This is a genomic window from Micromonospora sp. NPDC049282 (genome assembly GCF_043197045.1).
GTDB lineage: Bacteria > Actinomycetota > Actinomycetes > Mycobacteriales > Micromonosporaceae > Micromonospora.
In genome coordinates this window covers 508,350-531,301 of the sequence record NZ_JBICSL010000001.1, presented here as the reverse complement: position 1 = coordinate 531,301, position 22,952 = coordinate 508,350, and the positions used below count along the sequence as shown (strand labels likewise).

At 73.8% G+C, this 22,952-nt stretch carries 24 protein-coding genes; 9 read left to right on the top strand and 15 right to left on the bottom strand.

Annotated features, from left to right (window positions below):
• Positions 1-94: 94 nt before the first annotated feature.
• The 4 genes from ACGFI2_RS02460 to ACGFI2_RS02445 all read right to left on the bottom strand — a co-directional run bounded on the left by ACGFI2_RS02460 (position 95) and on the right by ACGFI2_RS02445 (position 4,234).
• A complete protein-coding gene (locus tag ACGFI2_RS02460; RefSeq protein WP_393509352.1) occupies positions 95-1,078 on the bottom strand; it encodes an aldo/keto reductase in 984 nt (327 codons plus the stop codon).
• A gap of 109 nt (positions 1,079-1,187) precedes the next feature.
• Complete coding sequence (locus ACGFI2_RS02455) at positions 1,188-1,985, bottom strand: aldo/keto reductase (RefSeq protein WP_393509349.1); 798 nt, start codon at positions 1,983-1,985, stop codon at positions 1,188-1,190.
• A gap of 61 nt (positions 1,986-2,046) precedes the next feature.
• Positions 2,047-3,216: an endonuclease gene (locus ACGFI2_RS02450; protein ID WP_393509346.1), complete on the bottom strand. Its 1,170-nt coding sequence runs from the start codon at positions 3,214-3,216 to the stop codon at positions 2,047-2,049.
• A gap of 40 nt (positions 3,217-3,256) precedes the next feature.
• Complete coding sequence (locus tag ACGFI2_RS02445; RefSeq protein WP_393509344.1) at positions 3,257-4,234, bottom strand: LysR family transcriptional regulator; 978 nt, start codon at positions 4,232-4,234, stop codon at positions 3,257-3,259.
• Positions 4,235-4,272: 38 nt separating this feature from the next.
• On the opposite strand from ACGFI2_RS02445, the gene ACGFI2_RS02440 reads away from it, so the two are divergent.
• Both ACGFI2_RS02440 and ACGFI2_RS02435 read left to right on the top strand, forming a co-directional pair.
• Positions 4,273-5,151, top strand: a complete 879-nt coding sequence (locus ACGFI2_RS02440; protein ID WP_393509341.1) for a serine hydrolase — start codon at positions 4,273-4,275, stop codon at positions 5,149-5,151.
• A 154-nt stretch (positions 5,152-5,305) separates the two neighbouring features.
• On the top strand, positions 5,306-6,301 hold the full coding sequence (locus ACGFI2_RS02435) for an MBL fold metallo-hydrolase (protein ID WP_393509338.1): 996 nt from the start codon (positions 5,306-5,308) through the stop codon (positions 6,299-6,301).
• A gap of 4 nt (positions 6,302-6,305) precedes the next feature.
• Here the strand turns inward: ACGFI2_RS02435 and ACGFI2_RS02430 are convergent, their stop codons facing one another.
• From ACGFI2_RS02430 to ACGFI2_RS02395, 8 genes are all read right to left on the bottom strand, one after another.
• A complete protein-coding gene (locus tag ACGFI2_RS02430; RefSeq protein ID WP_393509335.1) occupies positions 6,306-6,845 on the bottom strand; it encodes a DUF1697 domain-containing protein in 540 nt (179 codons plus the stop codon).
• Positions 6,846-6,860: 15 nt separating this feature from the next.
• Entirely contained in the window at positions 6,861-7,616 is a 756-nt protein-coding gene (locus ACGFI2_RS02425) for an FkbM family methyltransferase (protein WP_393510066.1), read from the bottom strand.
• Between the two features lie 13 nt (positions 7,617-7,629).
• On the bottom strand, positions 7,630-9,411 hold the full coding sequence (locus tag ACGFI2_RS02420) for a sulfatase (protein ID WP_393509333.1): 1,782 nt from the start codon (positions 9,409-9,411) through the stop codon (positions 7,630-7,632).
• Positions 9,408-10,298: a CDP-alcohol phosphatidyltransferase family protein gene (locus tag ACGFI2_RS02415; RefSeq protein WP_393509330.1), complete on the bottom strand. Its 891-nt coding sequence runs from the start codon at positions 10,296-10,298 to the stop codon at positions 9,408-9,410. Before ACGFI2_RS02415 ends, ACGFI2_RS02420 begins: the two co-directional genes overlap by 4 nt.
• A 201-nt stretch (positions 10,299-10,499) precedes the next feature.
• Positions 10,500-11,000: a hypothetical protein gene (locus ACGFI2_RS02410; protein WP_393509327.1), complete on the bottom strand. Its 501-nt coding sequence runs from the start codon at positions 10,998-11,000 to the stop codon at positions 10,500-10,502.
• A gap of 98 nt (positions 11,001-11,098) precedes the next feature.
• Positions 11,099-11,794: a hypothetical protein gene (locus tag ACGFI2_RS02405; protein WP_393509324.1), complete on the bottom strand. Its 696-nt coding sequence runs from the start codon at positions 11,792-11,794 to the stop codon at positions 11,099-11,101.
• 2 nt (positions 11,795-11,796) lie between these two features.
• On the bottom strand, positions 11,797-12,591 hold the full coding sequence (locus ACGFI2_RS02400) for an ABC transporter permease (RefSeq protein ID WP_393509321.1): 795 nt from the start codon (positions 12,589-12,591) through the stop codon (positions 11,797-11,799).
• A complete protein-coding gene (locus ACGFI2_RS02395) occupies positions 12,588-13,487 on the bottom strand; it encodes an ABC transporter ATP-binding protein (protein ID WP_393509318.1) in 900 nt (299 codons plus the stop codon). The genes ACGFI2_RS02400 and ACGFI2_RS02395 overlap by 4 nt, the downstream gene beginning before the upstream one ends.
• Before the next feature lie 133 nt (positions 13,488-13,620).
• Between ACGFI2_RS02395 and ACGFI2_RS02390 the strand changes: the two genes are divergently transcribed.
• The 4 genes from ACGFI2_RS02390 to ACGFI2_RS02375 all read left to right on the top strand — a co-directional run bounded on the left by ACGFI2_RS02390 (position 13,621) and on the right by ACGFI2_RS02375 (position 17,784).
• Positions 13,621-14,859, top strand: coding sequence for a sensor histidine kinase (locus tag ACGFI2_RS02390; RefSeq protein ID WP_393509315.1), 1,239 nt, complete (start codon positions 13,621-13,623; stop codon positions 14,857-14,859).
• 55 nt (positions 14,860-14,914) lie between these two features.
• Positions 14,915-15,586: a response regulator gene (locus ACGFI2_RS02385; RefSeq protein ID WP_393509312.1), complete on the top strand. Its 672-nt coding sequence runs from the start codon at positions 14,915-14,917 to the stop codon at positions 15,584-15,586.
• An 86-nt stretch (positions 15,587-15,672) separates the two neighbouring features.
• Positions 15,673-17,097, top strand: coding sequence for an ATP-binding protein (locus ACGFI2_RS02380; RefSeq protein ID WP_393509309.1), 1,425 nt, complete (start codon positions 15,673-15,675; stop codon positions 17,095-17,097).
• Positions 17,098-17,184: 87 nt separating this feature from the next.
• Positions 17,185-17,784 carry a hypothetical protein gene (locus ACGFI2_RS02375; protein WP_393509306.1) on the top strand — a complete coding sequence of 200 codons (600 nt, stop codon included), beginning with the start codon at positions 17,185-17,187 and terminating at the stop codon, positions 17,782-17,784.
• A gap of 310 nt (positions 17,785-18,094) precedes the next feature.
• Here ACGFI2_RS02375 and ACGFI2_RS02370 read toward each other — a convergent pair whose 3' ends face one another.
• The gene (locus ACGFI2_RS02370) at positions 18,095-18,871 is read right to left on the bottom strand and encodes a D-Ala-D-Ala carboxypeptidase family metallohydrolase (RefSeq protein ID WP_393509303.1); all 777 of its coding nucleotides are present in this window, start codon (positions 18,869-18,871) and stop codon (positions 18,095-18,097) included.
• A 192-nt stretch (positions 18,872-19,063) separates the two neighbouring features.
• Here ACGFI2_RS02370 and ACGFI2_RS02365 point away from each other — a divergent pair, with 192 nt between their 5' ends.
• Both ACGFI2_RS02365 and ACGFI2_RS02360 read left to right on the top strand, forming a co-directional pair.
• Positions 19,064-19,705, top strand: a complete 642-nt coding sequence (locus ACGFI2_RS02365) for a DUF6642 family protein (protein ID WP_393509300.1) — start codon at positions 19,064-19,066, stop codon at positions 19,703-19,705.
• 31 nt (positions 19,706-19,736) lie between these two features.
• On the top strand, positions 19,737-20,201 hold the full coding sequence (locus ACGFI2_RS02360; protein WP_393509297.1) for a PPOX class F420-dependent oxidoreductase: 465 nt from the start codon (positions 19,737-19,739) through the stop codon (positions 20,199-20,201).
• On the opposite strand, the gene ACGFI2_RS02355 is transcribed toward ACGFI2_RS02360, so the two are convergent.
• Entirely contained in the window at positions 20,202-20,843 is a 642-nt protein-coding gene (locus ACGFI2_RS02355) for an NAD(P)-dependent oxidoreductase (protein WP_393509294.1), read from the bottom strand.
• A gap of 99 nt (positions 20,844-20,942) precedes the next feature.
• Positions 20,943-22,175, bottom strand: coding sequence for a serine hydrolase domain-containing protein (locus tag ACGFI2_RS02350; RefSeq protein ID WP_393509292.1), 1,233 nt, complete (start codon positions 22,173-22,175; stop codon positions 20,943-20,945).
• 65 nt (positions 22,176-22,240) lie between these two features.
• Between ACGFI2_RS02350 and ACGFI2_RS02345 the strand changes: the two genes are divergently transcribed.
• Positions 22,241-22,834, top strand: coding sequence for a pentapeptide repeat-containing protein (locus tag ACGFI2_RS02345; protein WP_393509289.1), 594 nt, complete (start codon positions 22,241-22,243; stop codon positions 22,832-22,834).
• The last annotated feature ends 118 nt before the right edge of the window (positions 22,835-22,952 follow it).

The following is a 22,952-nucleotide window of genomic DNA, read 5'->3' as shown; positions in this document are numbered from 1 at the left end:
GCGGGCCTTCTGTCAGGGGTCCCTGGTCCAATCGGCGGCATGAGCGAGGTGCGCATCGTCCGATGGAGCCCCGACGACCTGGCGCGCTGGCCGGTCAGTGCGCCGCGTCCAGCCGGGTCCGCTGCTCGGCGGTCAGCTCCAGGTCCACCGCGACCAGGGCCTCCTCCAACTGCGCCACCGAGGAGAAGCCGACCAGCGGGATCGCCGGCACGTGGCCGCCCATCAGCCAGGCCAGCACCACCTGGTTGACCGTGGCGCCGGTCTCGGCGGCCACCGTCCGCAGCGCCGCCAGCCGGGCCGGGGTGCCGGGCAGGGCGTACGCCTCACTCAGCCGCTCCGGCTTCGCGTAGGCGCCCTTGAGCAGCGGTGAGTACGCGACCAGGGTGAGCTGCGGCTCGGCCCGCAGATAGCTGGCCAGGTCGGGGCCGACCCAGCCGACGTCGCCGTGCGGGTCCAGCTCGCTCGGCACGTCCACCCGTGGGGGCAGGTAGCTGCGGTGATATTGCAGCACCTCGTATCCGGGCAGGCCGGCCGCCGCCGCGAGGGCCCGGGCCCGCTCCACCCGCCAGGCGCGGTGGTTGCTCGCGCCCAGCAGTCCGACCGTGCCCTCGGCGACCAGCTCGGCGAAGCCCTCGACGGTCTCCCGCAGCGGGACGGTCCGGTCCTCGATGTGTGCGTAGAGCAGGTCGATCCGGTCGACGCCGAGCCGTTCCCGGCTGCGCTCGGCGGACTCGCGGATCACCTTCGCCGACAGGCCCTCCGGGTTGTCCAGGTAGCTGGTGCCGGGGGCGAGCGGACGGGCGCCGAGCTTGGTGGCGAACACGATCTCGTCGCCGATCCCACGGCTGCGCCGCCAGCGGCCGAGCAGTTCCTCGCTCTCCCCGCCCTGGCCGCCGTTCTGCCAGAAGGCGTAGTTGTCCGAGGTGTCGACGAACGTGCCGCCGGCCTCCACGTAGCGGTCGAGGATGGCGTACGAGGTGGCCTCGTCGGTGGCGGTGCCGAAGAGCATCGCGCCGAGGCTGAGCACGCTGACCTCGCGGCGGGTGGCCGGGTCGGTGCCGATGGTGCGGTAACGCATGTGATTCCTCCCCGTCGAAGTGTTTCCGCCACCCTGTCGCTTCGAGTGCGCGCGAAGTCAAACGCGGAAGGGGCCCCGGTTTCCCGGGACCCCTTCGGCGCGCGTCGGGTCAGCTCGGCAGGTAGTCGAACGTGTCCGGGTTCGGGCCCTGCCGGCCGTTCTCGCCCTGGTCCAGCGAGGTGAGCCGGTCCATCGCGGCGTCGTCGAGCGTGAAGTCGAAGATGCCGAAGTTCTCCTCGATCCGCTTCGGGGTGGTCGACTTCGGGAAGACGATGTCGCCGCGCTGCACGTGCCAGCGCAGCACCACCTGGGCCGGGGTCCGCCCGGCCTGCTCGGCGACGTCGACCACGGTCGGGTCGTTCAGCACCTTGCCCTGCGCGATCGGCGACCACGCCTCGGTGAGGAGGTTGTGCGACCGGTCGTACGACCGCACCTCCTCGTTGCCGAAGTAGGGGTGCGCCTCGATCTGGTTCACCGCGGGGACCACGTCCGCCTCGGCGGCCAGCCGCTCCAGGTGCGCCACCTGGAAGTTGGACACGCCGATCGACCTCACCCTGCCGTCGCGCTGAAGCTCCTCCAGCACCTTCCAGGTGGAGACGTAGTCTCCGTCGTAGCGGGTGGGCAGCGGCCAGTGGATCAGGAACAGGTCGAGGTAGTCGAACTTCATCTCCCGCAACGACTGCTCGAACGCCTTGCGGGCGTCGTCCGGGCGGTGGAAGCCGTTGTTCAGCTTGCTGGTGACGAAGATGTCGCCCCGGTCCAGCCCGGAGGCGCGTACGGCCTGACCGACCTCGGCCTCGTTGCCGTACATCTGGGCGGTGTCGATGTGCCGGTAGCCGATCTCCAGCGCCGTGCCGACCGCCCGCGCCCGGAAGCGCTTGCACGCGGCGCTCCCGGGCGGTGCCACCGGTGTTCCTACCCGCTCGGGGTCGTCCTCACGGCCGCCGGCGGGTGATCTGGGACAACCGTCAGCCCCAGATCGCCCGCGCCCACTCCGGGTGGTCGACGAACGGATTGCGGTTGCCCTGCCAGCGTTCGTAGACGCGCTGGTTGCGGCGCTGCTCGAAGGCGTCCGGCGGGTCCTGCTCGTGCCAGGCCAGCAGCTTCGTGAGCCGCCCGAGCCGGGGCGCGCTGCCGTTGGCCACCGAGTCGTTCGGCTCCAGGTCCGGCCAGCCGTCGTCGCCCTCGTACCGGATCGCCATGTAGAGGATCATCCGGGCGACGTCGCCCTTCACCGCGTTGCGCGGCTCGAACGAGTCGGCGTCGGTGTAGCAGCCGGGCGCCTGGGCGACCGCGCTGCCGCCGGAGTCGAAGTCCTTGTTGCCGCGCGCCGAGTTGACCGACACGTCCTCCGGCCGCAGGTGGTGCACGTCGGTGCCGGGGCCGGTGGCGGTGCCGAAGTCGCCGTGCGACTTGGCCCAGACGTGTTCCCGGTTCCAGTCGTCGGCGCCGCCGCCGTTGGCGGTCTTGCTCTGCGAGCGTCCGCTGTAGAGCAGGACGACGTTGGCCGGGTTCGCCGGATCCTGGTCGGTGTCCTTCAGCGCCTCCCACACCTGGTCGTAGGTGAGCCTGGTCTGCACCTTGATGATGGTGTGCAGGGCGGTGCGCAGCGCGGGTCCGGTCTTGCCGGTCGCGGCCGCGTAGTAGGCGCTCGGGGAGGTGGTGCCGCTCGGGGTCGGGGTCGGGCTCGACGTGCCGCCGCCGCCCAGGCTCATCGTGGTCGGGTCCTTCAGGCCGCCGTGGCTGAAGTAGGCGGTCAGGGTGCCGGTGGCGGTCACCTGCCGCCCGCGCAGGGACGGGTTGGTGAGCAGCCCGAAGCTGCTCCGCCAGGCGGCCGTCACCTGCACGTACAGCATCCGGCCGGTGCTGGCCTCGCCGGCCTGGTCGGCGATCGCGATCGCGGTGTCCGCGGTGTAGCCGGACGTGATCACCGTGTTCGTGGCGGTGGGTTGGCCGATGACCCAGCCGGTGACGGTGGCGGTGCGGCCGTCCTGGGCGGCCAGCGCCTGCGCCACGGTCAGGGTGGCCGCCGCCGACGCCGCGTTGGTCACCACGAGTGTGCTGGCGACGGTGACGGTCAGCACGACCGCCGCGATCAGCCGCCCGGGTCGCGAGCGGGTCACGCTCCTCATATTCATGAACGGCGATGCTAGTCGCTGCCTGGTGAACTCCGGGAGATCACGGCGACAACGTTTCGTCCCGACCGGCCTCGAACAGCACCGGCCACGGTCGGGCCGCCGGCGCGACGAGCGCCGGCCCGACCGGCGTCTCCGGCGCGGCCAGCACCTCCGCGGCGAGCCGGCCGAACATCGGCGCCGCCGGGTGCGCCGCCCGGCTCGGCCAGGCCGCGGAAACCCGCCTGACCAGCGGCGCGCCGGCGAACGGCCGCCAGGCGATACGCGGCTCCCGGCGCGCCAGCGCGGCCGGCTCGACGGCCACCGCCCCACCGGCCAGGAGCAGCCCGAACAGGAACTCCGGGTTGCGCGCCGGGCGGACCCGGGGCGGGACGAAACCGTGCTGCCGGCACACGGCCAGCAGGTGGTCGTGCCAACCGGGCGCGGTGGCCGGCGGCGCGGTGACCAGATCCAGGCCGGCCAGGTCGGCCAACGTCACCTCGCGGGCCCGGGCCAGCGGCGACACCCGGGGCAGCAACGCGCCGACCGGCACCTCCACCGGCTCGCCGAACCGCAGCCCGGCCTCCTCGACCGGATGGTGCAGCAGGCCGACGTCCAGCCGTCCCTCCGCCAGCATCCGCCGCTGCTCGGCGCTGGTCAGCTCGTGCAGATCCAGGTCGAGCCCGGGCGCGCGGGCGGCCAGGCCGTCGAGCAACGCGCGCAGCGTCACGGCCGGCGTCTCCGGGGGTACGCCGGCGCGCAGCACGCCGAGCGCGCCCCGGCGTACCCGGTCGGCGAGGTGGCGCAGTCGGCGTTCACCGGCGAGCAGGTCGTCGGCCTCGCCGAGCAGCAACTGGCCCGCGGTGGTGAGGCGGACCCGCCGTTGCGACCGGTCGAACAGGGTGGTGCCCAACTCCTGCTCCAGCCGGCGGATCGACTGGCTCAACGGCGGCTGCGCCATGCCCAGCGTCTCGGCGGCGCGGCCGAAGTGCAGCTCCCGGCCGACCACCACGAAGTGCCGCAGGTGTCGCAGCAGGTCCACCCGCGCACCCTAACTCCCGCCCTGGTTACCGTGTCGGCGTGGATACGGCGCAACGGGTCGACGAGATCTTCGGGCGGGCCGGACTGAGCGGCTGCCTGCACGTGGCCGACGTGGACGACCCGGCGCGCGAGGTGGCGCTGGGGGCCGACGAGCGGATCGTCATCGCGTCCGTCTTCAAGATCCTGCTGGTGCTGGAGTTCGCCCGTCAGGTCGCCGCCGGCCAGCTCGATCCGACCGAGCGGGTGCTGGTCGGCGCGGCCGACCGGCTCGGCGGCTGGGGCGTGGCCGGTTGCGCCGACGACGTCGAGGTCTCCCTGCGCGACCTCGCGTACTTCACCATGTCGGTCAGTGACAACACGGCCGCCGACCTGCTGCTGCGCCGGGTCGGCCCGGACGTGCCGTCGATGCTCGCCGCGGAGCTGGGCCTGCCGCGTACCCGGATCGTCGGCGGCCCCCGGCAACTGGTCGAGACGATGCTCGCCGACGTCGGCGCGCGGACCGAGGCGGACTTCGCGCGGATCTTCCCCACCCTGCCGCCGGAGCGGGTCCGGGCCATGCGGGTCTTCGACCCGGAGCGCACCTCCTCCAGCACCGCTCGGGAGCTGACCCGGCTGCTGCGCCTGGTGTGGCGCGACGAGGCCGGCCCGGCGGAGGCCTGCGCGATGGTCCGGGAGCTGATGGCCCGGCAGCTCTTCTGGACCCGGCTGGCGGCCGGCTTCCCACCCGGCGTCCGGGTCGCCGGCAAGACGGGCACCCTGCCCGGCCTGCACCTGGAGGCCGGCGTCGTGGAGTATCCCGACGGCGGCCGGTACGCCGTCGCGGTCCTGGTACGCACCGAGCGGCTCGACACCCGCCGGATCGACGCGGACCTGGCGATGGGGGAGGCCGCCCGGGCCGCGGTCGAGTCGCTGCGCTGATTCCCGGACCGGCGGCCCCGGGCACACCGCCTCCGACCTGCGGGGATATCGAAACGCATATCGATCCTTCCGCCGCTCGATCTTGGACGTCGCCGCCGGTCCGGTGGTGGAGTGGGCCGACCGATCCAGTGATCCCGAACGGGGAGGACGACCCATGCCCGAGAACCGACCGTCCGGCTACGCCCGCCGCCGCCTCCTGCGCGACACCGCCGTCGGCGCCGCCGCCGTCACCACCGCCGGGCTCGTCGCCGGCGCCCCGGCCCGGGCCGCCACCACCACGGCCGCGCCGGCGGGCCGGCCCGCCGGCCGACCCCGCCTCGGCGCGGTGAGCTTCCGCTGGTGGGGCACGGCCGGCTGGCGGATCGACATCGGCGACCGGACCGTGCTGGTCGACCCGTACCTCAGCCGCTACGACACCGGCCTGTTCACCGGCGCGTTCCGCCCGAACACCCGGCTGACCGTGGCCGCCGACGTGGTCGACCGGCTCGCCGACCGGGCCGAGAACATCCTGGTCACCCACACCCACTGGGACCACTTCAACGACGTGCCGCACATCGCCGTCCGGACCGGCGCCCGGGTCCTCGGCACGCTCACCGCCTACCACCTGGGGCTGGCGTACGGGCTGCCGACCGGTCAGCTCGCTCCGGTCAAGGGCGGCGAGGTGCTCGACTTCGACGGCTACACGGTCGAGGTGGTCGGCTCGCTGCACAGCCGCAACCCCTCCTGGTCGATGGCCTTCCCCGGGGTCCGGGTCAGCCCGCCGCCGCGGCCGGAGACGATCGCCGACCTGCCCGAGGGGGACACCCTGGCCTACCAGATCCGGGTCGACGACGGGCCGTCGGTGTTCTTCATGGGCGCCAGCGACCTCGACGAGCGCAGGCTGACCGGGCTCGCGCCGGACGTGGCGATGGTCGCCTCCGCCGCCACCACGTCGGTCGCCGACTACGTGCCCCGACTGATGGCCGCGCTGGACCACCCGAAGGTCGTGGTGCCGGTGCACTGGGACAACTTCGAGACCGCACTGACCAACCCGCCGACGGTCGCCGCGACCGACCGCGCCCGCCTGGACGCCCTGATCGCCGAGGTGCGCCGGGTGTCACCGCGGAGCCGGGTGCTGGTGCCCGAGTACCACACCGCGTACCGGTTCTGACCGGTCAACCGGCGGTCAGGTCGCGCAGGGCCAGCACCGACTTCCAGTTGCGGACCGTCACCACCACGCCCAACTTCTTCTCCAGGTACGCGGTGGTGAACTTCGTCCGCCCGTAGTTGCCGGCCGGGTAGTGCAGGTGCACCTCCCGGCCGGCCACCGCGTACTCCATCTCCTCGCCGGCCGGCACGGCCAGCTCGCGGGCCCGGGCCGGTTCGGGCGCGGCGGACAGGAACGCCACCAGCACCCGGGTCGGGTCGTCCTGACGCCCCGCGTACGGGCTGGCGTCGACCACCGCGGCCAGCTCGCCCGCGTCCCGGACCAGGACCGGCACCCGCAGACCCAGCTCGTCGGCGAGCCGCTTCGCGATGCCCTCGGCGAGCACCTCGTCGCGGGTCGGTGGGCTGGTGAACACCACGTTGCCGCTCTGCAGGTAGGTCTTGACGTCGTCGTGCCCGAGGTCGGTGACGACGCGCCGCAGGTCCGCCATCGCCAGCCGGGTCGTGCCGACGTTGACGCCCCGCAGCAGGGCGGCGTAGCGGGTCATGGCCGCCAGCCTAGGTCAGGCGGACGTCAACCGGGCGTAGACGTCGCCGGAGCGGCCGCCCGGACGGTACGTCTCCAGCAGCCGCACCAGGCCCGCCGCGTCCAGCCACTCGGCCGAGGCGAACCGCATGGTTTCCACCGGCGAGTAGTTGTAGCGGTAGCCGCCCGCCCCCGCGCCCAGCCGCTCCACCAGGTCGAGCGCGGCGAGCGCCGCCTCGTGCGCCGGTGGGAGGTATTCGAAGGAGAGCCCACGCACCGGCCGGCTCAGCCCGGCCAGCACGTCGACCTCGAAGCCCTCGACGTCGACCTTGCAGAACGCCGGTACGCCGTGCCGGGCGATCAGGTCGTCCAGCGTCACCACCGGCACCTCGACCGACCGGTCCCACCGCACCCCGGCGAAACTCGGGTCGGCGGTGACCGAGTCGATCCAGGTCGACGACATGGTGGACACGGTCGGCGTCGCCGACGACAGCTCCAACCGCGCCTGACCGGCCCGGGCGCCGACCGCGGTGGGTTCGATCGCCACGCCGTCGTCGCGCCCGAAGGCCAGGCGCAGCACCCGCAGGCAGTCGGGCTGCGGCTCGACCGCGACCACCCGCGCGCCCAGCCGCCGCCAGGTGCGGACCCGGCCGCCGACGTGGGCGCCGATGTCGAAGCCGAGGTCACCGGGGGAGAGGAACTGGCCGTAGAGCTCCCGGGCGCGTCGGTGCTTGGCCGGCTGACCGTGGTAGATGGCCAGGGACCGGGTGATCCCCCAGACCCGTGCGAGCATCGTCACGACGTTCCTAACTGTGAGTCCTGGACTGCGGTCCGAAGGCCCGCAGGAACCGGTCGCGGAACGACTCCATCGGCCAGACGGGGGCGTCCGGGTCGGGGTTGAGGCCGTCCTGCCAGCCCCAACCGGAGATCTGGTCGAGCACGGCCGGGTCCTTCGCCACGATGGTGATCGGCACGTCCTTGCCGGCCCCCGCACCGGTGATCGCCCGCGCCGGCTGGTGGTCGCCGAGGAAGACCAGCACGAGGTTCTCGTCGCCGTACCGCTGGACGTAGGAGATCAGCGTACGCAGCGAGTAGACGATCGACTTCCGGTAGGCCCGGCGGGTGCCCTCGTCCGCGCGGTCGGCGTGGTTGGTGCCCGTGAAGACCGACCCGTCGCCGAGGTCGTCCCAGTCGACGAGGTCAGGCACCGGCGTCCACGGGATGTGGCTGGAGAGCAGCGGGATCTCGGCCATCACCGGGGCGTGCCCGGGCCCGCGCTCGGCGCGCTGGAAGGCCTCCAGCGTGAACTGGTCCGGCGGCGAGGAGAAGCTGAACGTCGGCCCCCGGTAGCCGAGGTCCTTGGCGCCGTAGACCCGGTCGGCGGCGAAGAAGTCGGCCTCCGGCCAGGCCCGGGTGAGCGCCGGCATGACCAGCGGGGTCCGCCACCCGGCGCGCTTGAACGCGCCGTTGAGGGTCAGCCGGTCGCTGTGCACCAGGTTCGTGTAGCGCAGCTGGTTGTCGGCGCGGATGCCGGTCATCAGCGTGGCGTGCGCCAGCCAGCTCCCCCCGCCGGTGGTGGACGAGGTGAGGAACGCGCTGCGGCTGCCGTAGCCGGCCGCGGTCAGCTGCCGCGTCCCCTCGTCCAGCGCGGCGTCCACCTCCGGGGCCAGCTCCGGATCCTCCACCGCCACCCGGCCGTAGCTCTCCACGAACGTGACCAGGACGTCCTTGCCACGCAGCCCGGTCAGCAACTGGTCGCCGGGGGTGTGGTGGAACGGGTCGCCGGCGAGCTGGTCGTTCAGCCGCTCCTGGTCGTGCAGGCCCGCGTTCACCTGCCGGGTGCGGTCGTAGACGCCGGCCGCGACGGTGTCGGCGGCGAGCGGCAGTCCGGGCACGACCTGCGCGCCGAGCACGGCGCAGACGACCCAGGCGGCGGCGAACGCGGCGGCGGTGCGGGCGCTGACCAGCCGGTGGTCGCCCAGCAGCCGGGCCAGCCGCCGCGCCGACAGCGTCACCAGCACCGGTACGGCGACGACCGCGACCACGGCCACCGCCACGGCGCCCACCTGGGCGGCCCGCCCGTACGACTCGGAGAGGAACTCGGCGCCGGCGCCGAGGAAGGCCCAGTCGGCGATCAGGTCGAAGCGTCGGTCCAGGACGGTCGAGAAGCCGAGGTCGGCGAGCTTGAGGACGAGGACCAGACCGAGCAGCGCGCCGAGCACCGTGGCCACCATCCGGCGCGGCTTCGGCGGCAGCACCAGGAGCAGGGCGACCGCGATCAGCCCCTCCACCGGGATCCGGAGGAACGCGGCGGGGGCGAGGTCGTTGACGTCGGTCGGCGCGATCAGGGCGACCAGTACGAGCGCGGCGGCCAGCACGGTGCCGGCCACCGGGAGGACCCGGCGGCGGCGCTCGCCGGCGGCGGTGGCCGGGGTCGCGTCGCCGTCGGAATCGGCGCCGTCGGTCGAGGTCGCGCCTTCGCCGGTCGTGGACGTGTCGGTCGTGGACGTGTCGGTCGTGGACGTGTCGGTCGTGGACGGGTCGGACTGCGGGGAGGCCGGGGGCGGGGTCCGGTCGTCGTCGGTCACGGGCGGCGACCGCCGACCTCGGCGCGGCCGACCAGCACCGGAGCGCCGGGCTTCCAGCCGTTCCGGCGGCCCACCGGAGCGGGGACGCGGCCCGCCGGACGCGCGGCCTCCGGGCGGATCGCTGCCGGCGCAGCGACCCCGGACGCCGCGACCGCAGGCGCCGCGACCGCGGGACCAGCGACCACCGGGTCAGCGATCTCCGAACCAGCGACCTCCGGAGCAGCGCTCCTTGGGCGGGCCACCCGGGCGCGGTGCCGCCACAGCCAGAACACGTCGCGGCCGAACGACTCGACCAGCAGCGCGAGCGCGCCGGCCAGGACCACGACCGCCGGCACGAGGGGCAGCACGTCCGCCGCCACCACGGCCAGCGCGATGCCCTGGATCGCGGCGACCGTCTTGCGCCAGTAGCGCGGCGGCAACGAGCCGTTCAGCCAGGGCAGCGTCCAGCCGGCCGCGACGAAGACGTACCGCATCGCGCCGATCACCAGCACCCACGGGCCCACCTGGCCGGTCACGTAGACGCAGAGCACCAGGACGAGGAAGGAGTCGACCTCCATGTCGAACCGGGCCCCGAGCGCGCTGACCGTGCCGGTGCGGCGCGCCACCTGCCCGTCGACCCAGTCCAGGGAGAGCGCGACCGCGGTGAGCACGACCAGCACCGGGACCACGATCGGCCGGCTGAACGAGTCCACCACCAGCGCGGTCACACCACCGGCCAGGGTGGCCCGGCCCAGCGTCACCCAGTCGGCCGGCCCGAGCCGGTCCGCGCCCGAGCGGCGCAGGCCGTGACCGAGCACGGCGAACGTCACCACCCCGTAGACGAGGCCGGCCAACCAGCCCGCCCGGCCCAGGCCGACCGTGCCGGCGAGACCCGCCAGCACCCCCACCTGAAGGATCGTCCCCGCGAATGGATCAGTCCGAACCACTGACACTGTGCCTCCGAGTTGCGCGCCACGCCCCACCGGTCTGTACGCAGAACATGCCCGAACGGTTCGCTCTGATGCCGAAAACGCAGCTCGTGAGTGGCTTTCCCGCCGAGCGACCACCGGCGCCGGGCGGTCAGGTGGCGCGGTGCGGTGGCAGCGCGGTCAGGCGGGGCGACGCGGCGGCAGGCCCAGCGCGGCGCGTACCTTCGCCGCCTGCCGGACGCCGTCGTGCGCGTCGGCGGCCCGGATCTCCCGGCGCAGCTCGGCGGCGCTGCCGGCGCCGGTCGCGAGCTTCCAGTGCCGCAGCGCCACCTCGTGCTCGGCGAGCAGCGCCACCATCGGCGCCTGCACGGCGGCCGGCCAGCGGACGGCGCGCAGCTCGTCGGCGCAGGTCGTGTTGGCGGCGGCGACCGCCGCGGCCCGCTCCCGCACCGACCGCCACGGCCGGCCCGCCTTCTCGGCCTCCGCCAGCTCGTCGCGGGCGATGTCGTACGCCGCCACCACGGCCAGGTAACGCCCCTTCGCCTCCTTGACCGTCAGCGGCGCCACCGTGCTCGGCGTGGGGCTCGCGGGCGTCGGGAGGGCGACCTGTTCGGCCTCGCCGCCGCAACCGGCGAGCAGCAGGACCAGGACCAGGACCGGGGGCGCGAGCCGAGGACGCACGGGAACTCCCATCGGGCGGTCGGGGCCCCGAGTCTAGAACGCCCCCTCCCCAACGCCCCCCGCGCCCGCGGGCCACCCCGCATGCAACCGGAGTGGGGTTAGTGGGGATGGGGGACCAGACGCCAGTACTGCCGTCTCCCCTCGTCCCGCACCACGACGCCGAGCCGGGCCAGCTCCCCGTGCAGCTCCCGGACCTCGGCGTCGCGGCTGTCCCTGAGCGCCCGCTCCCGGGCCCGCAGCAGGGCGTCCGCGCCGGCCGGCAGCCCGGGCAGCCCGGGCACCCACCGCCGGTACGCGTCCCGGTGCGGGTCCTGCTCCACCCACGGCCAGCCCTGCCCGGTGAACGCCTCCCGCAGTCGCCCGGCGCTCAGGTCGGAACGCTCCCGGGCCAGCTCGCCACCGGCCCGGTCCAGCAGCACCAGCGCCTTGCCGTCGACGAACACGCCGACCACCTCGCCCCGTGCGACGTCCCGGCCGTGCCCGTCCCGGTGCAGCCGCACCGAACCGCGCCCGACCGTGACGGTCAGCCGCTCCCGGACGCCCACGACGGCCAGGACCAGGCCGGCCAGCGCCCCCACCCCCGCGCCGAGCGGGTACGACCGCTGGTCCGGCCACCGGTCCAGCAGCTCGAACACGCCCTGGAAGGGGAACCAGGCCAGCCCGGCGATCCAGCCGGACAGGGCGGTCAGCCCGGCGCCCAGTCCCGCCCCGAGCAGCGGGAACCCGGCCCACATCACCACCAGCTCACCGACCCCGCCGTCGACCACGACGTCGCCGGGTTCCCGGACCGGCACGGTCAGGACACCTCCCGCCGCAGCGTGCGGAACAGGCCGGCGACCAGCGGCAGCAGCATCCAGACGACAAGCGAGACGCCGAGGCGGCCCCACTGCCCGACGGTCATGTCCGGCCCCAGCAGCGGCTCCATCGTGTACGAGGTGTCCAGCCAGCGGGCCGGCCCCCGCAACCCCTCGATCATCGCGGCCAGCACGCTCCACACGGTCGGCAGCAGCAGGTATGTGACGATCGCCAGCGGCGTGTTCAGCAGCAGCAGGCCGAACCCGGCGCCCATCAGCACGCTGGCCACCTGGAACACCGCCGCGTACGGCAGCATCTGCCAGTCGAACGTCCAGGCGCCCGCCCCGCCGGTGGCCTTGGCGGCGAGCGTGCCGACGGCGGCGACGGCGAGGCTGACCAGCACCGAGGCGAGCGCGGCCAGCACCACCGCGGCGAGCTTGGCGACGATCACCCGCTCCCGGCGCGGCACCAGCGCGAACGTGGTCAACGCGGTGCGCTGGGACCACTCGCCGGTGATGGAGAGGATGCCCAGCACCGGCAGCAGCAGCCCGACCGGCAGCAGCGACGGGGCGAAGAACGCGGTGAACGTCTGCTCCGGGCCGTCGGTGACGAAGAGCTGCACCACCACGATCGCGACCGCGATCAGCCCGATGCTGATCAGCAGCCAGCGCCCGGCCCGGGTGTCGGCGAGCTTGCGCAGCTCCACCCCGGTCAGCCGGGCCAGCGAGGGGCCGGCGGCGGGCGGCTCGGGCCGCGCGTGGGCGGCGGTGGGAGCGGGGGCGGTGGCGGTGGTCATCGGACGGCCTCCTTGGTCGACGCGCCGGCGGTGAGGGTGAGGAAGAGCTGCTCCAGGCCGCCGGTGCCGGCCGGACGCAGTTCGGTGAGGACCAGCCCGGCATCGGCCGCGGCCTGGCCGACGGCCTCCGGCTCGGCCCGGACGACGAAGCCGCCGTCGGTGCCGGCGGTGGCCGGGAGCGCGGCGCGGTCCAGGGTGAGGCGCAGGGCGTGCTGGTCCCGGGCGCGGACCAGCGTGCCGGCGCCGGCCAACAGCTCGTCCTTGCCGCCCTGGGCGACCACCCGGCCGCCGCCGATCACCACCAGCCGGTCGGCCACCGCCTCCACCTCGCGCAGCAGGTGCGAGGAGAGCAGCACGGTGCCGCCCCGGTCGGCGTAGTCGCGCAGCAGGCCGCGCATCCAGAAGATGCCCTCCGGGTCGAGGCCGTTGGCCGGCTCGTCGAGGATCAACACCCGGGGGTCGCCCAGCAGCGCCAGCGCCAGGCCGAGCCGCTGCCGCATGCCCAGGGAGTACGCGCCGACCCGCCGCCGGGCGGCGGTGGCGTTCAGCCCGACCAGGTCCAGCTTCGCGGCCACCTGCCCCCGGTCCACGCCCATGGTGCGGGCGGCCAGGGTGAGCGTCTCCCGGCCGGTGCGACCGGCGTGCTGGGCGGAGGCGTCGAGCAGGACGCCGATCTCCCGCCCCGGGTTGGGCAGCTGCCGGTACGGCCGGCCGGTCACCGTGGCCGCGCCCGAGCTGGGCGGCGTCATCCCGCAGATCATGCGCATCGTGGTGGACTTGCCGGCGCCGTTCGGGCCGAGGAATCCGGTCACCGTGCCCGGTTCGCAGCGGAACGTGACGTCCTCGACGGCGGTGTGCGGACCGTACCGCTTGGTCAGGTGGTCGACTTCGATCATGCCGAGAAGCCTGCCGGGGCCACCCGGTCGTCCGCTGCGGCCGGCGGTCGCCGCCGGCACCGACCTCGGTTCACCGCAGGCGTCGACTTTGGTAGCTGGTCGCCGGTCCGGACGACTCCCTAGCATTGGGCAGGTGAGCAGCGCCGTCGTACCCGATCACCCCTGGCTTCTGCCGGGCTCCCTGGTGCCCGCCCGGTCGCCCCGCCGTACCCCACGGGACTGGTTCGTCGACAGCCTGCTGTTTCTGATCGCGTTGCTCTGGGTGGCGATCGCGCACGAGGACGCGGTCCGCCCGGATCCCGAGTTCGCGCTCAACATCGGGCCGGACTGGCTGCTCGGGATCGACCTGCTCGCCGGTCTGCTGGCGACCGGGGCGCTCTGGCTGCGGCGCCGCTGGCCGGTCGGGCTGGCCGTGGCCACCGCGCCGCTGACGTTCTTCTCGGTCACCGCCGGGGCCGCCCTGCTGATCGTGCTGTTCACCGTGCTGGTGCACCGGCCGCTGCCGGTCGGGCTGACGCTTGTCGGCTGGAACATGGTCGCCTCGCTGCCCTACATCGCGCTCCGCCCCGACCCGGCCATGCCGCTCTGGGCCGCCATGGCCTGGACCGTGCTCTTCCTCGGCATCGTGGTGGCGTGGGCGCTGTTCGTGCGGGCCCGCCGCCAGCTGGTGCTGTCGCTGCGCGACCGCGCCGAGCGGGCCGAGGCCGAGCAGCAGCTCCGGCTCGACCAGGCCCGGCACCTCGAACGCGGTCGGATCGCGCGGGAGATGCACGACGTGCTCGCCCACCGGATCTCCCTGCTCAGCCTGCACGCCGGGGCGCTGGAGTTCCGTCCGGACGCGCCGCCGGCCGAGGTCGCCCGGGCGGCCGGGGTGATCCGGGCCAGCGCGCACGCCGCGCTTCAGGACCTGCGCGAGGTGATCGGCGTGTTGCGGGCCGAGGTGGGCTCCGAGGCCACCCCGGAACGACCGCAGCCGACGCTGGGCGACGTGCCCGCGCTGGTCGCCGAGAGCCGGGAGGCCGGGGTACGCGTCAGCGTGGTCGACGAGGTGACCGAGTCGGCCGAGGTGCCGGTGGCGATCGGGCGCAGCGCCTACCGGATCGTGCAGGAGGGGCTCACCAACGCCCGCAAGCACGCGCCCGGCGCGGTGGTGACGGTCCGGCTGGCCGGCAGCCCCGGCGACGGGCTGGCGGTCGAGATCAGCAACCCGTGGCCGGTGGGCGGGCCGGCGACCGCGATTCCCGGCGCCGGCACCGGGCTGGTCGGCGTCGCCGAACGGGTCTCGCTGGCCGGCGGGCGCCTCGACCACGGGCGCGACGCCGACGGCGACTTCCGGTTGACCGCGTGGCTGCCCTGGGCGGTGGTGCCGTGAGCGCGAGGAGTGGTTCGGCTTCGCGAGCCCCGCAGTCGCGAACGAAGGTGGCCCGATGAGTGACGTGGTGCGGGTGCTGATCGTGGACGACGACCCGCTGGTCCGGGGCGCGCTGTCGATGATCCTCGGCGGGGTGCCCGACCTGACCGTGGTGGGCGAGGCCACCGACGGCGCCGAGGTGCCCGCGGCGGTCGCCGAACACGCCCCGGACGTGGTGCTGATGGACATCAGGATGCCCCGGGTGGACGGGCTGGCCGCCACCGAGGCGCTGCGGGCGGCGGCGGACCCGCCCGAGGTGCTGGTGCTGACCACCTTCGACGCCGACGAGCAGGTGCTGCGGGCGTTGCGCGCCGGGGCGAGCGGCTTCCTGCTCAAGGACACCCCGCCGGCCGAGATCGTGGCGGCGGTACGCCGGGTCGCGGCGGGGGAGGCGACGCTGTCCCCGGCGGTGACCCGCAAGCTGATCGCACACGTGACCGCCGCCGCGCCGGCGCCCGGGCCGGATCCGAAGCGGGACCGGGCGGTGCGGCTGCTGGGTGGGCTGTCCGAGCGGGAGCGGGAGGTCGCGCTGCTGCTGGGCCGGGGACGGACCAACGCGGAGATCTCCGCCGAGCTGTTCATGAGCGTGGCGACCGTGAAGGCGTACGTGTCGCGGCTGCTCACCAAGCTGGACCTGAACAACCGGGTGCAGGTGGCGCTGCTGGTGCAGGACGCCGACCTGGTCTGAGCGCCGAGGTTCTCAATCACCAAGGCTCTCATTTTTGATAGTATCAAGGATGAGAGTATCCGAGATGAGAGCTTCATGGTGATCGTATGGATGGATTCGTCGGCAGGACTCGTGAGCTGGCCCAGCTCGACGGGATGCTCGGCCGCGTGGCACGCGGTGGCCGGGCCGGGCGTCCCGGGCGAGCGCTGCTTATGCGTGGACGCCGCCGGGTAGGCAAGTCGCGACTGGTGGAGGAGTTTGTCGCGCGCGCGGATGTGCCCCATCTGTTCTTCACCGCCTCGGCGCAGCCGACCGCCGCCGCCGATCTGGCGCTGTTCGTGTCGGCCGTGACGGGCTCGACGCTCCCGGGTGCCGGGCTGTTCACCGGACAGGCGCCGGCCACCTGGGACGCCGCGCTCACGTTGCTTGCCGCCGCGTTGCCCGCCGACCGACCGAGCGTCGTCGTGATCGACGAGATGCCCTATCTGATCGCCACCGATCCCGGCTTCGAGGGGACCCTGCAGAAGGTCTTCGATCGGGAGTTGTCCCGCAGGCCGGTCCTGGTGATCTGCGTCGGGTCCGACCTGGCGATGATGGAGGCACTGAACGACTACGGGCGCCCCTTCCATCAGCGCGCCACGGAGATGGTGGTTCCGCCGCTCAGCCCGGCCGACGTGGGCGAGATGCTCGACTTGACTCCTGCGGACGCCATCGACGCCTACCTGGTCACCGGCGGTCTGCCGCTGGTGGTCGACGACTGGGCGCCCGGCGACGGGCTGCGCGACTACCTCTCCGGCGCGGTCAGGGACCCCACTTCCGCGCTGCTCGTCAGCGGCGAGCGGGCCCTCGCCGCCGAATTTCCCCCGCAGTCACAGCCGGACACGGTGCTTCGCGCCATCGGAGCCGGGGAACGTACCTTCTCGTCGATCGCCCGGGCCGCGGGCGGTATTCCGCAGGGATCGCTGCATCGCGCGCTCCGGCTGCTCACCGACAAGCGGATCGTCGAGGCCACCCTTCCGCTGTCCACCAGACCCTCCCGTGAGACCCGCTACGTTGTCGCCGCTCCGTACCTCCGCTTCTGGCTTGCCTTCCTCGGGCCCTACCTGCCGGAGATCGAGCGTGGTCGGGGAGACCTGACGTTGGCCCGAATCGACTCCTCGTGGACCTCCTGGCGGGGGCGTGCGGTGGAACCGGTGATCCGGGAGTCGTTGCGCCGGCTGCCGTCCGGGCATCTGCCGGCCGACACTGCGGTGGTGAGCGGCTTCTGGACCCGTACCAACGATCCCGAGATCGACCTCGTCGGCGGCGACCGAGGGCCGGTGGCCAAGCGGATCACCTTCGTGGGTTCGGTCAAGTGGCTGGAACACGGGTCGTTCGACGCGCATGACCTGAGCCGGCTGCTCCACCACCGCGCACAACTGCCGGGAGCCGACGAACACACCCCGGTCGTCGCCGTGGTGCGCAGCGGCCGTGCGGTCGACGGTGTGAGCGTGCTCGGGCCGGAGGAAATGCTCACCGCGTGGCGGGATTGAACTGCTGCCGGTATCCGGCCGTACCAGTGGGCGAGGATGTGGTGCGGCCGGTCCGCCGCACCGCTGCCGAGCTGCGGGAGGCCTGCCGTGCGAGTTGGTGAGCAGTCGAGGGATCCCATCGACCAGATCCTGGGCGACGTGCCGGTGCCGGCGACGTTGACCCCCGAGGACGTGCGCCTCGCGGTCCGGGCGGTGGTGGTGCACGCCGCCGAGGAATGGCCCGCGGGGCCGAAGTGCCGCAACGACGGGGCGGCGTTCCCCTGCCGGTTGCACCGCTGGGGGCGCCGGGTGCTGGAGACACACGGGCTGAACGAGCGCCAGATCGACGCGCTGGTCCGGCACGGCAACCCGTTCGTGCACGTGCCGTTCCCGTTCGTGCTGACCGGCCCGTCGGCCCGTCCGGGCTCGGCGCCGCGTCCGGGCTCGGCGCAGGCGGTCCGGCCGGGCTCGGCGCAGGCCGGCCGGCCGGCTGCGGCCCAGACTGCCCGGCCGGGCGCGGGTCAGGCTGCCCGGCCGGGCGCCGCGGCCCCGGCCGCCCGGCTCGCACCCGGCCAGGTGCCGCGTGGTCCGGTCCCGCGGGTGGCCGCGCCGCCGGTTCGGCCCGGCGTCGGCCAGCGGACGCGCGGTTCCGGGTCGAGCACACCGCCGGCACCGGCGGCCCGGCCGCGCTGGCCCCGGGCGAGCTGACCTCGGCTTCGGCTGCCCGGGGTGAGTGGGGCTCGGGTGCGTTGACGTCGGCTTCCGTGGCCCGGGGTGAGCCGGGACCGGGCGAGTTGGCCTCGGCTTCCGTGGCTCGGGGTGAGCCGGGACCGGGTGCGTTGACCTCGGCGTAGGTGGCCGGGCAGCGCTGCCCGGGCCGTGCTGGCTCTCCGGGCGAGTGGCTCCCGGCCCGCGCGTCGCGGCGTGGCGACGGCCGCGCCGGCCCGGGCCGGGCACCACGGCGGCCCGACGCGGGGAGCCCCCACTCCCGCGTCGGGTCGCCCGTCCGCCGGCTACGTCAGTTGATCCCGCAGTTCGGGGCGGACCAGTCGGTGGCGTTGGCCGACTTGTCCTTGTCGTTCTCCCGGCGCGAGTCCACGTGCACATGATCGCCGTGATCCGGGTAACCGGGGCCGTAGATGCCGCTGAAGCCCTGGTCGCGGGCCGATCGGGCGACCTCGCAGAGGGTCCGGCTCCGCGAGGTCAGGTCGGCCGCGTGGCCGTACAGGTGCTGGCTGTCCGAGGCGCCGCCGACCTGCCGGTTGCAGGCGATGCTGCGGAAGCCGCTGGTGACGTAGAGCGGCTTGTCGCCGAGGCTGCGCCGCAGCGCCTCCAGCTTCCACATGGCGCGCAGGGCGTTCTCCCTGGTGGCGGACGATGAGAGCGGGCCTCCGCCCCACCCGCCCTTGCCGCAGCCGTTGTCCAGCTCGGCGTAGCTGAAGTGCTGCGGCGTGCAGTCGTCGTCCTGGAGGGCGTAGATCTTGGCGAACGTCTGCGGACCGGCGACGCCGTCGGCCCGCAGCCCGTACGCGGCCTGGAAGCGCCTGACCGCGGCGGCCGTCTCCGGTCCGTACCGGCCGTCGACCCGCACGATGCCGCCGTACCCGGCCCAGCCGGCCACCCGGACCTGGAGCTGCCGGACGTCGGTGCCCGAGCTGCCCGGGGAGAGCGTCCGGGCCCAGGTGTAGCAGCCGTCGGCGTAGGCCGGTGGCGTGGCCACGACGGCCGCGACGGCGGCCCCGGGCAGAGCCAGCGCCAACGCGACGGCCGCCCGCTTCAGGGTGTTGACGCGCACAGGAATCCTCCCGATGAGAGAGCGGATCTGGGGTCGGGACGGGTGGAACGGCCGGTACGTCCCGTCCTCCTCACCGTGACAGCCTCCGGGGGGTTTCGTGGTGATTAGCGGAAATTGTTCTCACATTCGGCTGCGTCGGAGGGGCGCGGTAACGTCTGCTCCCGGGCCCGGTTCGCACGGGGGAGGTGGGCGTTGGCACGTGGCGGCGTGTTCTGCGTCGAGGGGCAGTGGCATCGCGACCTCAACGAGCGGGGGTCCGTCCTGCCCACGCTCGAACTGCTCGAACGGCTGGGACGGATCCGCTACATCCACAAGGACGCCGCCACCCGCGACGAGCTGTTCTACTTCCTCGACCGCTGGCTCCTCAAGCAGTACGCCGACCACCGGGTCGGCTTCTTCGCCATGCACGGCGAGCCGAGTCGGCTCTGCCTCACCGACTGGGACTCGATCGAGCTGTCCGACGTGGCCGAGCGGATGGCCGGCCGCTGCGAGGGGCGACGCCTCTACTTCGGCAGCTGCTCGGTGCTGCGCGCCTCCGACGCCGCGCTCCGCGGCTTCATCGAGGTCACCGGCGCGGCGTTGATCTGCGGCTTCACCCGCGACGTCGACTGGGTCGAGTCGGCCGCCTTCGAGACCGTGCTGCTCGACGTGCTGGCCAACGGGCAGCGGCACAACGCCGCCGAGCTGCGGATGGGCTCGGCGCACTGGGCGCCGCTCGCGGCGTACCTCGGTTTCCGGGTGATCTACGCCAACGGCCGTGCCTGGCGGCCCACCGCGCGCCCCCGCGTGCCCGAGCAGGTCTCCCCGCGCCGGGCCGCCGCCCGCCCGCGCTGAGATCCGCCCGCCGACCTGGTAGAACCGAGACATGCCACGCAGCATCGCGCGCAACACCCGGGTCGACCGGGACGCCCTGACCGAGTTCCTCCGCCCCCGGCACCGCGTCGTGCTCATGACCACCCGGGCCGACGGCCGCCCGCAGTCCTCCCCGGTCTCCTGCGGGGTCGACGCCGAGGGCCGGCTGGTCATCTCCACCTATCCCGAGCGGGCCAAGGTGACAAACATCCGCCGCGACCCCCGGGTCTCGGCGTGCGTGCTCTCCGACGACTGGAACGGTCCGTGGGTGCAGGTCGAGGGCGTGGCCGAGGTGCTTGACCTGCCGGCGGCGCTGGAGCCGCTGGTGGAATACTTCCGCAGCATCTCCGGCGAGCACCCGGACTGGGACGAGTACCGGGCCGCCATGGTCGAGCAGGGCAAGTCGTTGATCCGGGTCACGATCGAGTCCTGGGGTCCGATCGCCACCGGCGGGTTCCCGGCCCGGCTGGCCGACTGATCAGTACGCGGCGGTGAACCGCACGTTGCCGAACCTCGGGTTCTCGATCTCGTCGACGATCGCCACCGCCAGATCCTCGTACGTGAGCACCGACCGGCCCTGCGCGTCGGTCACCGGGTGGTCGGTGCCGGTCCGGTAGTGCCCGGTCCGCTCGCCGGGGTGGAACTCCAACGGCGGCGGGGAGACGTACGTCCAGGTCACCCCGTCGGCCGAGGAGCGGTAGAACTCCAGGGCGTCGGCCTGCCCCTGCGCCGAGTCCCGGTATTCGGCGGGGAAGTCCGACTCGTCCAGGAACCGGGTGCCCTTCGCGGTGAGCAGCGTCGCGCCACCGCCGACATGGATCACCCGGGGCGGGTCGGACAGGTCCCACAGCGTGTCGACGAGCGTCCGCGCGGCGTCGCGCCACAGGTCACGCTCACCGCCGCCGATCGCCACCACCAGCACGTCCGCACCCTCGGCCAGTTCGCGTACGCTCCGCGCCGAGGTCGCGTCGCCGGTCACCGTGCGTACGCCGGGCGGCAGGTAGCCGACCGCCTCCGGACGGCGGACCGCCGCGGTGACCCGGTGCCCTCGCTCGACGGCCTCGGCGGCGATCCGGGAGCCGGCCGTCCCACCGGCGCCGAACACGACGATGTCGCTCATGTCTCCCAGGCTAGGCAGCGGGCCGCCGGGCGGGCGCCGTTCCGCTGGAACCGGCCCGGCCGGTTCTGTCGGTTCTGCGGCCCGGCCGGCCGGACTGGCTCAGTCGAGCAGCGCCGAGTAGACGAGCTGACGCAACTGGCTGCGCAGCGGGTAGGTGCTCGACGGCATGAGCTGGGTGAAGAGCAGCGCGGTGACCTCCTCCACCGGGTCCACCCAGAACGCGGTGCTGGCCATGCCGCCCCAGTAGTACTCGCCGACGCTGCTGGGCACCCGCGACGGCACCGGGTCCAGCACCACGGCGAAGCCCAGCCCGAAGCCGATCCCGTCGAGGACGGTCTCGCTGAACCCCTCCGGGGAGAACGAGGCGAGGTCCCGGCCGCCGGGCAGGTGGTTGCGGGTCATGAAGCGCAGCGTGCGGGGGCCGAGCAGGCGCACCCCGTCCAACTCGCCGCCGCGCCGCAGGAACTGGGTGAAGCGGTGGTAGTCGGCGGCGGTGGAGACCAGCCCGCCGCCGCCGGAGTGCCAGCTCGGCTCCGCCAGCGCGGCCCGGCCGATCTTGTCGGCGCGTACCGCCTGGCCGGTCGCCGGGTGCGGGGCGTAGAGCGCGGCCAGCCGCTTGGCGTCCGCCGGCTCCACCCACCAGCGGGTGTCGGTCATCCCGAGCGGGCGCAGGATCCGCTCGGTGAAGAACGCGGCCAGCGACTGCCCGGAGATCACCTCGACCAGGCGACCCAGCACGTCGGTGGAGACCCCGTAGTTCCAGCTCGTCCCCGGCTGGAACAGCAGCGGCAACCGGGCCAGGCCGGCCGAGGCCGCGGCGAGGTCCGTGCCCGGCGGCACGCCGAGGTCGAAACCGGCCGCCCGGTAGAGGCCGTCGACCACCGAGACCTGGGCGAAGCCGTACGTCAGGCCGGAGGTGTGGGTGAGCAGGTGCCAGATGCGGATCGGCTCGGTCGCCGGCACGGTGTACGGCTTGAGCGCCGAGCCCCGGTCGTAGACCCGGACGTCGGCGAACTCCGGCAGCCAGCGGCTGACCGGGTCGTTCAGCTCGAACCGGCCCTCCTCCCACAGCATCATCGCGGCGACCGAGGTGATCGGCTTGGTCATCGAGTAGATGCGCCACAGCGTGTCCGACTCGACGGGGGTGCCGGCCTCCCGGTCGCGCTGCCCGTACGTCGACGAGTGGGCGATCTCGCCCCGGCGGGTGACGACGATCTGCCATCCGGCGAGCCGACCGTCGTCGACGTAATGGGCGAAGTGCTCGTCGATCCGCGCCAGCCGGGCGGGATCGAAGCCGAGGCGGCCGGGGTCGGTGCTCACTGCGACGCTCACCCCGCGAACCTACCCGCCGGTACGGCGAGCTGGAAGTGTCGGCCGGCCACACTAGTCTCGACGGTGTGCCGGAGCCCGCCGAGGACATCACCTACCGCCACCAGGACTGGTACGCCGAAGAGTTGGTCGACCGGCACTTCGTGCGCTGCGAGTTCTTCGACGTCGACCTCACCGAGGCGGTCAGCCGGGGCGCGGTCTTCACCGAGTGCGTCTTCGGCAACGTGGCGTTCAACGCCTCCCGGCACACCGACTCGGCGTTCACCCGCTGCACGTTCACCCGCTGCAACCTGTTCGAGGCCGAGTTCGCCGGCTGCAAGCTGGTCGGCAGCAGCTTCGACCGGTGCGATCTGCGCCCGCTACGGGTCGACCGGGGTGACTGGTCCTTCGTCGCCCTGCCCGGGGCCGACCTGCGCGGGGCGCGGATCACCGACGCGCGGATGCGCGAGGCCGACCTGACCGGGGCCGATCTCACCGGGGCGGTGCTCACCGGGGTCGACCTGTCCGGCGCTCAACTGCGCGGCGCCAAACTGACCCGGGCCGATCTGCGCGGCAGCGACCTGTCCGCGCTCGACCCGACCGCGGTCGAACGGGCCGGGGCGCGGGTCGACGTCGAGCAGGCCGTGGCGCTGGCGCAGGCGCTCGGTTTCCAGGTCGGCTGATCCGACCCGACGGGACACGCCCGAAGGGGCCGGGCGGAAAATCGGCGCGCTTCGACGGCTTTTGGAAGATCGAAGCATGTGTCATCCTGCCCTGCGGCGAGCCACGGTGATGGCCGCC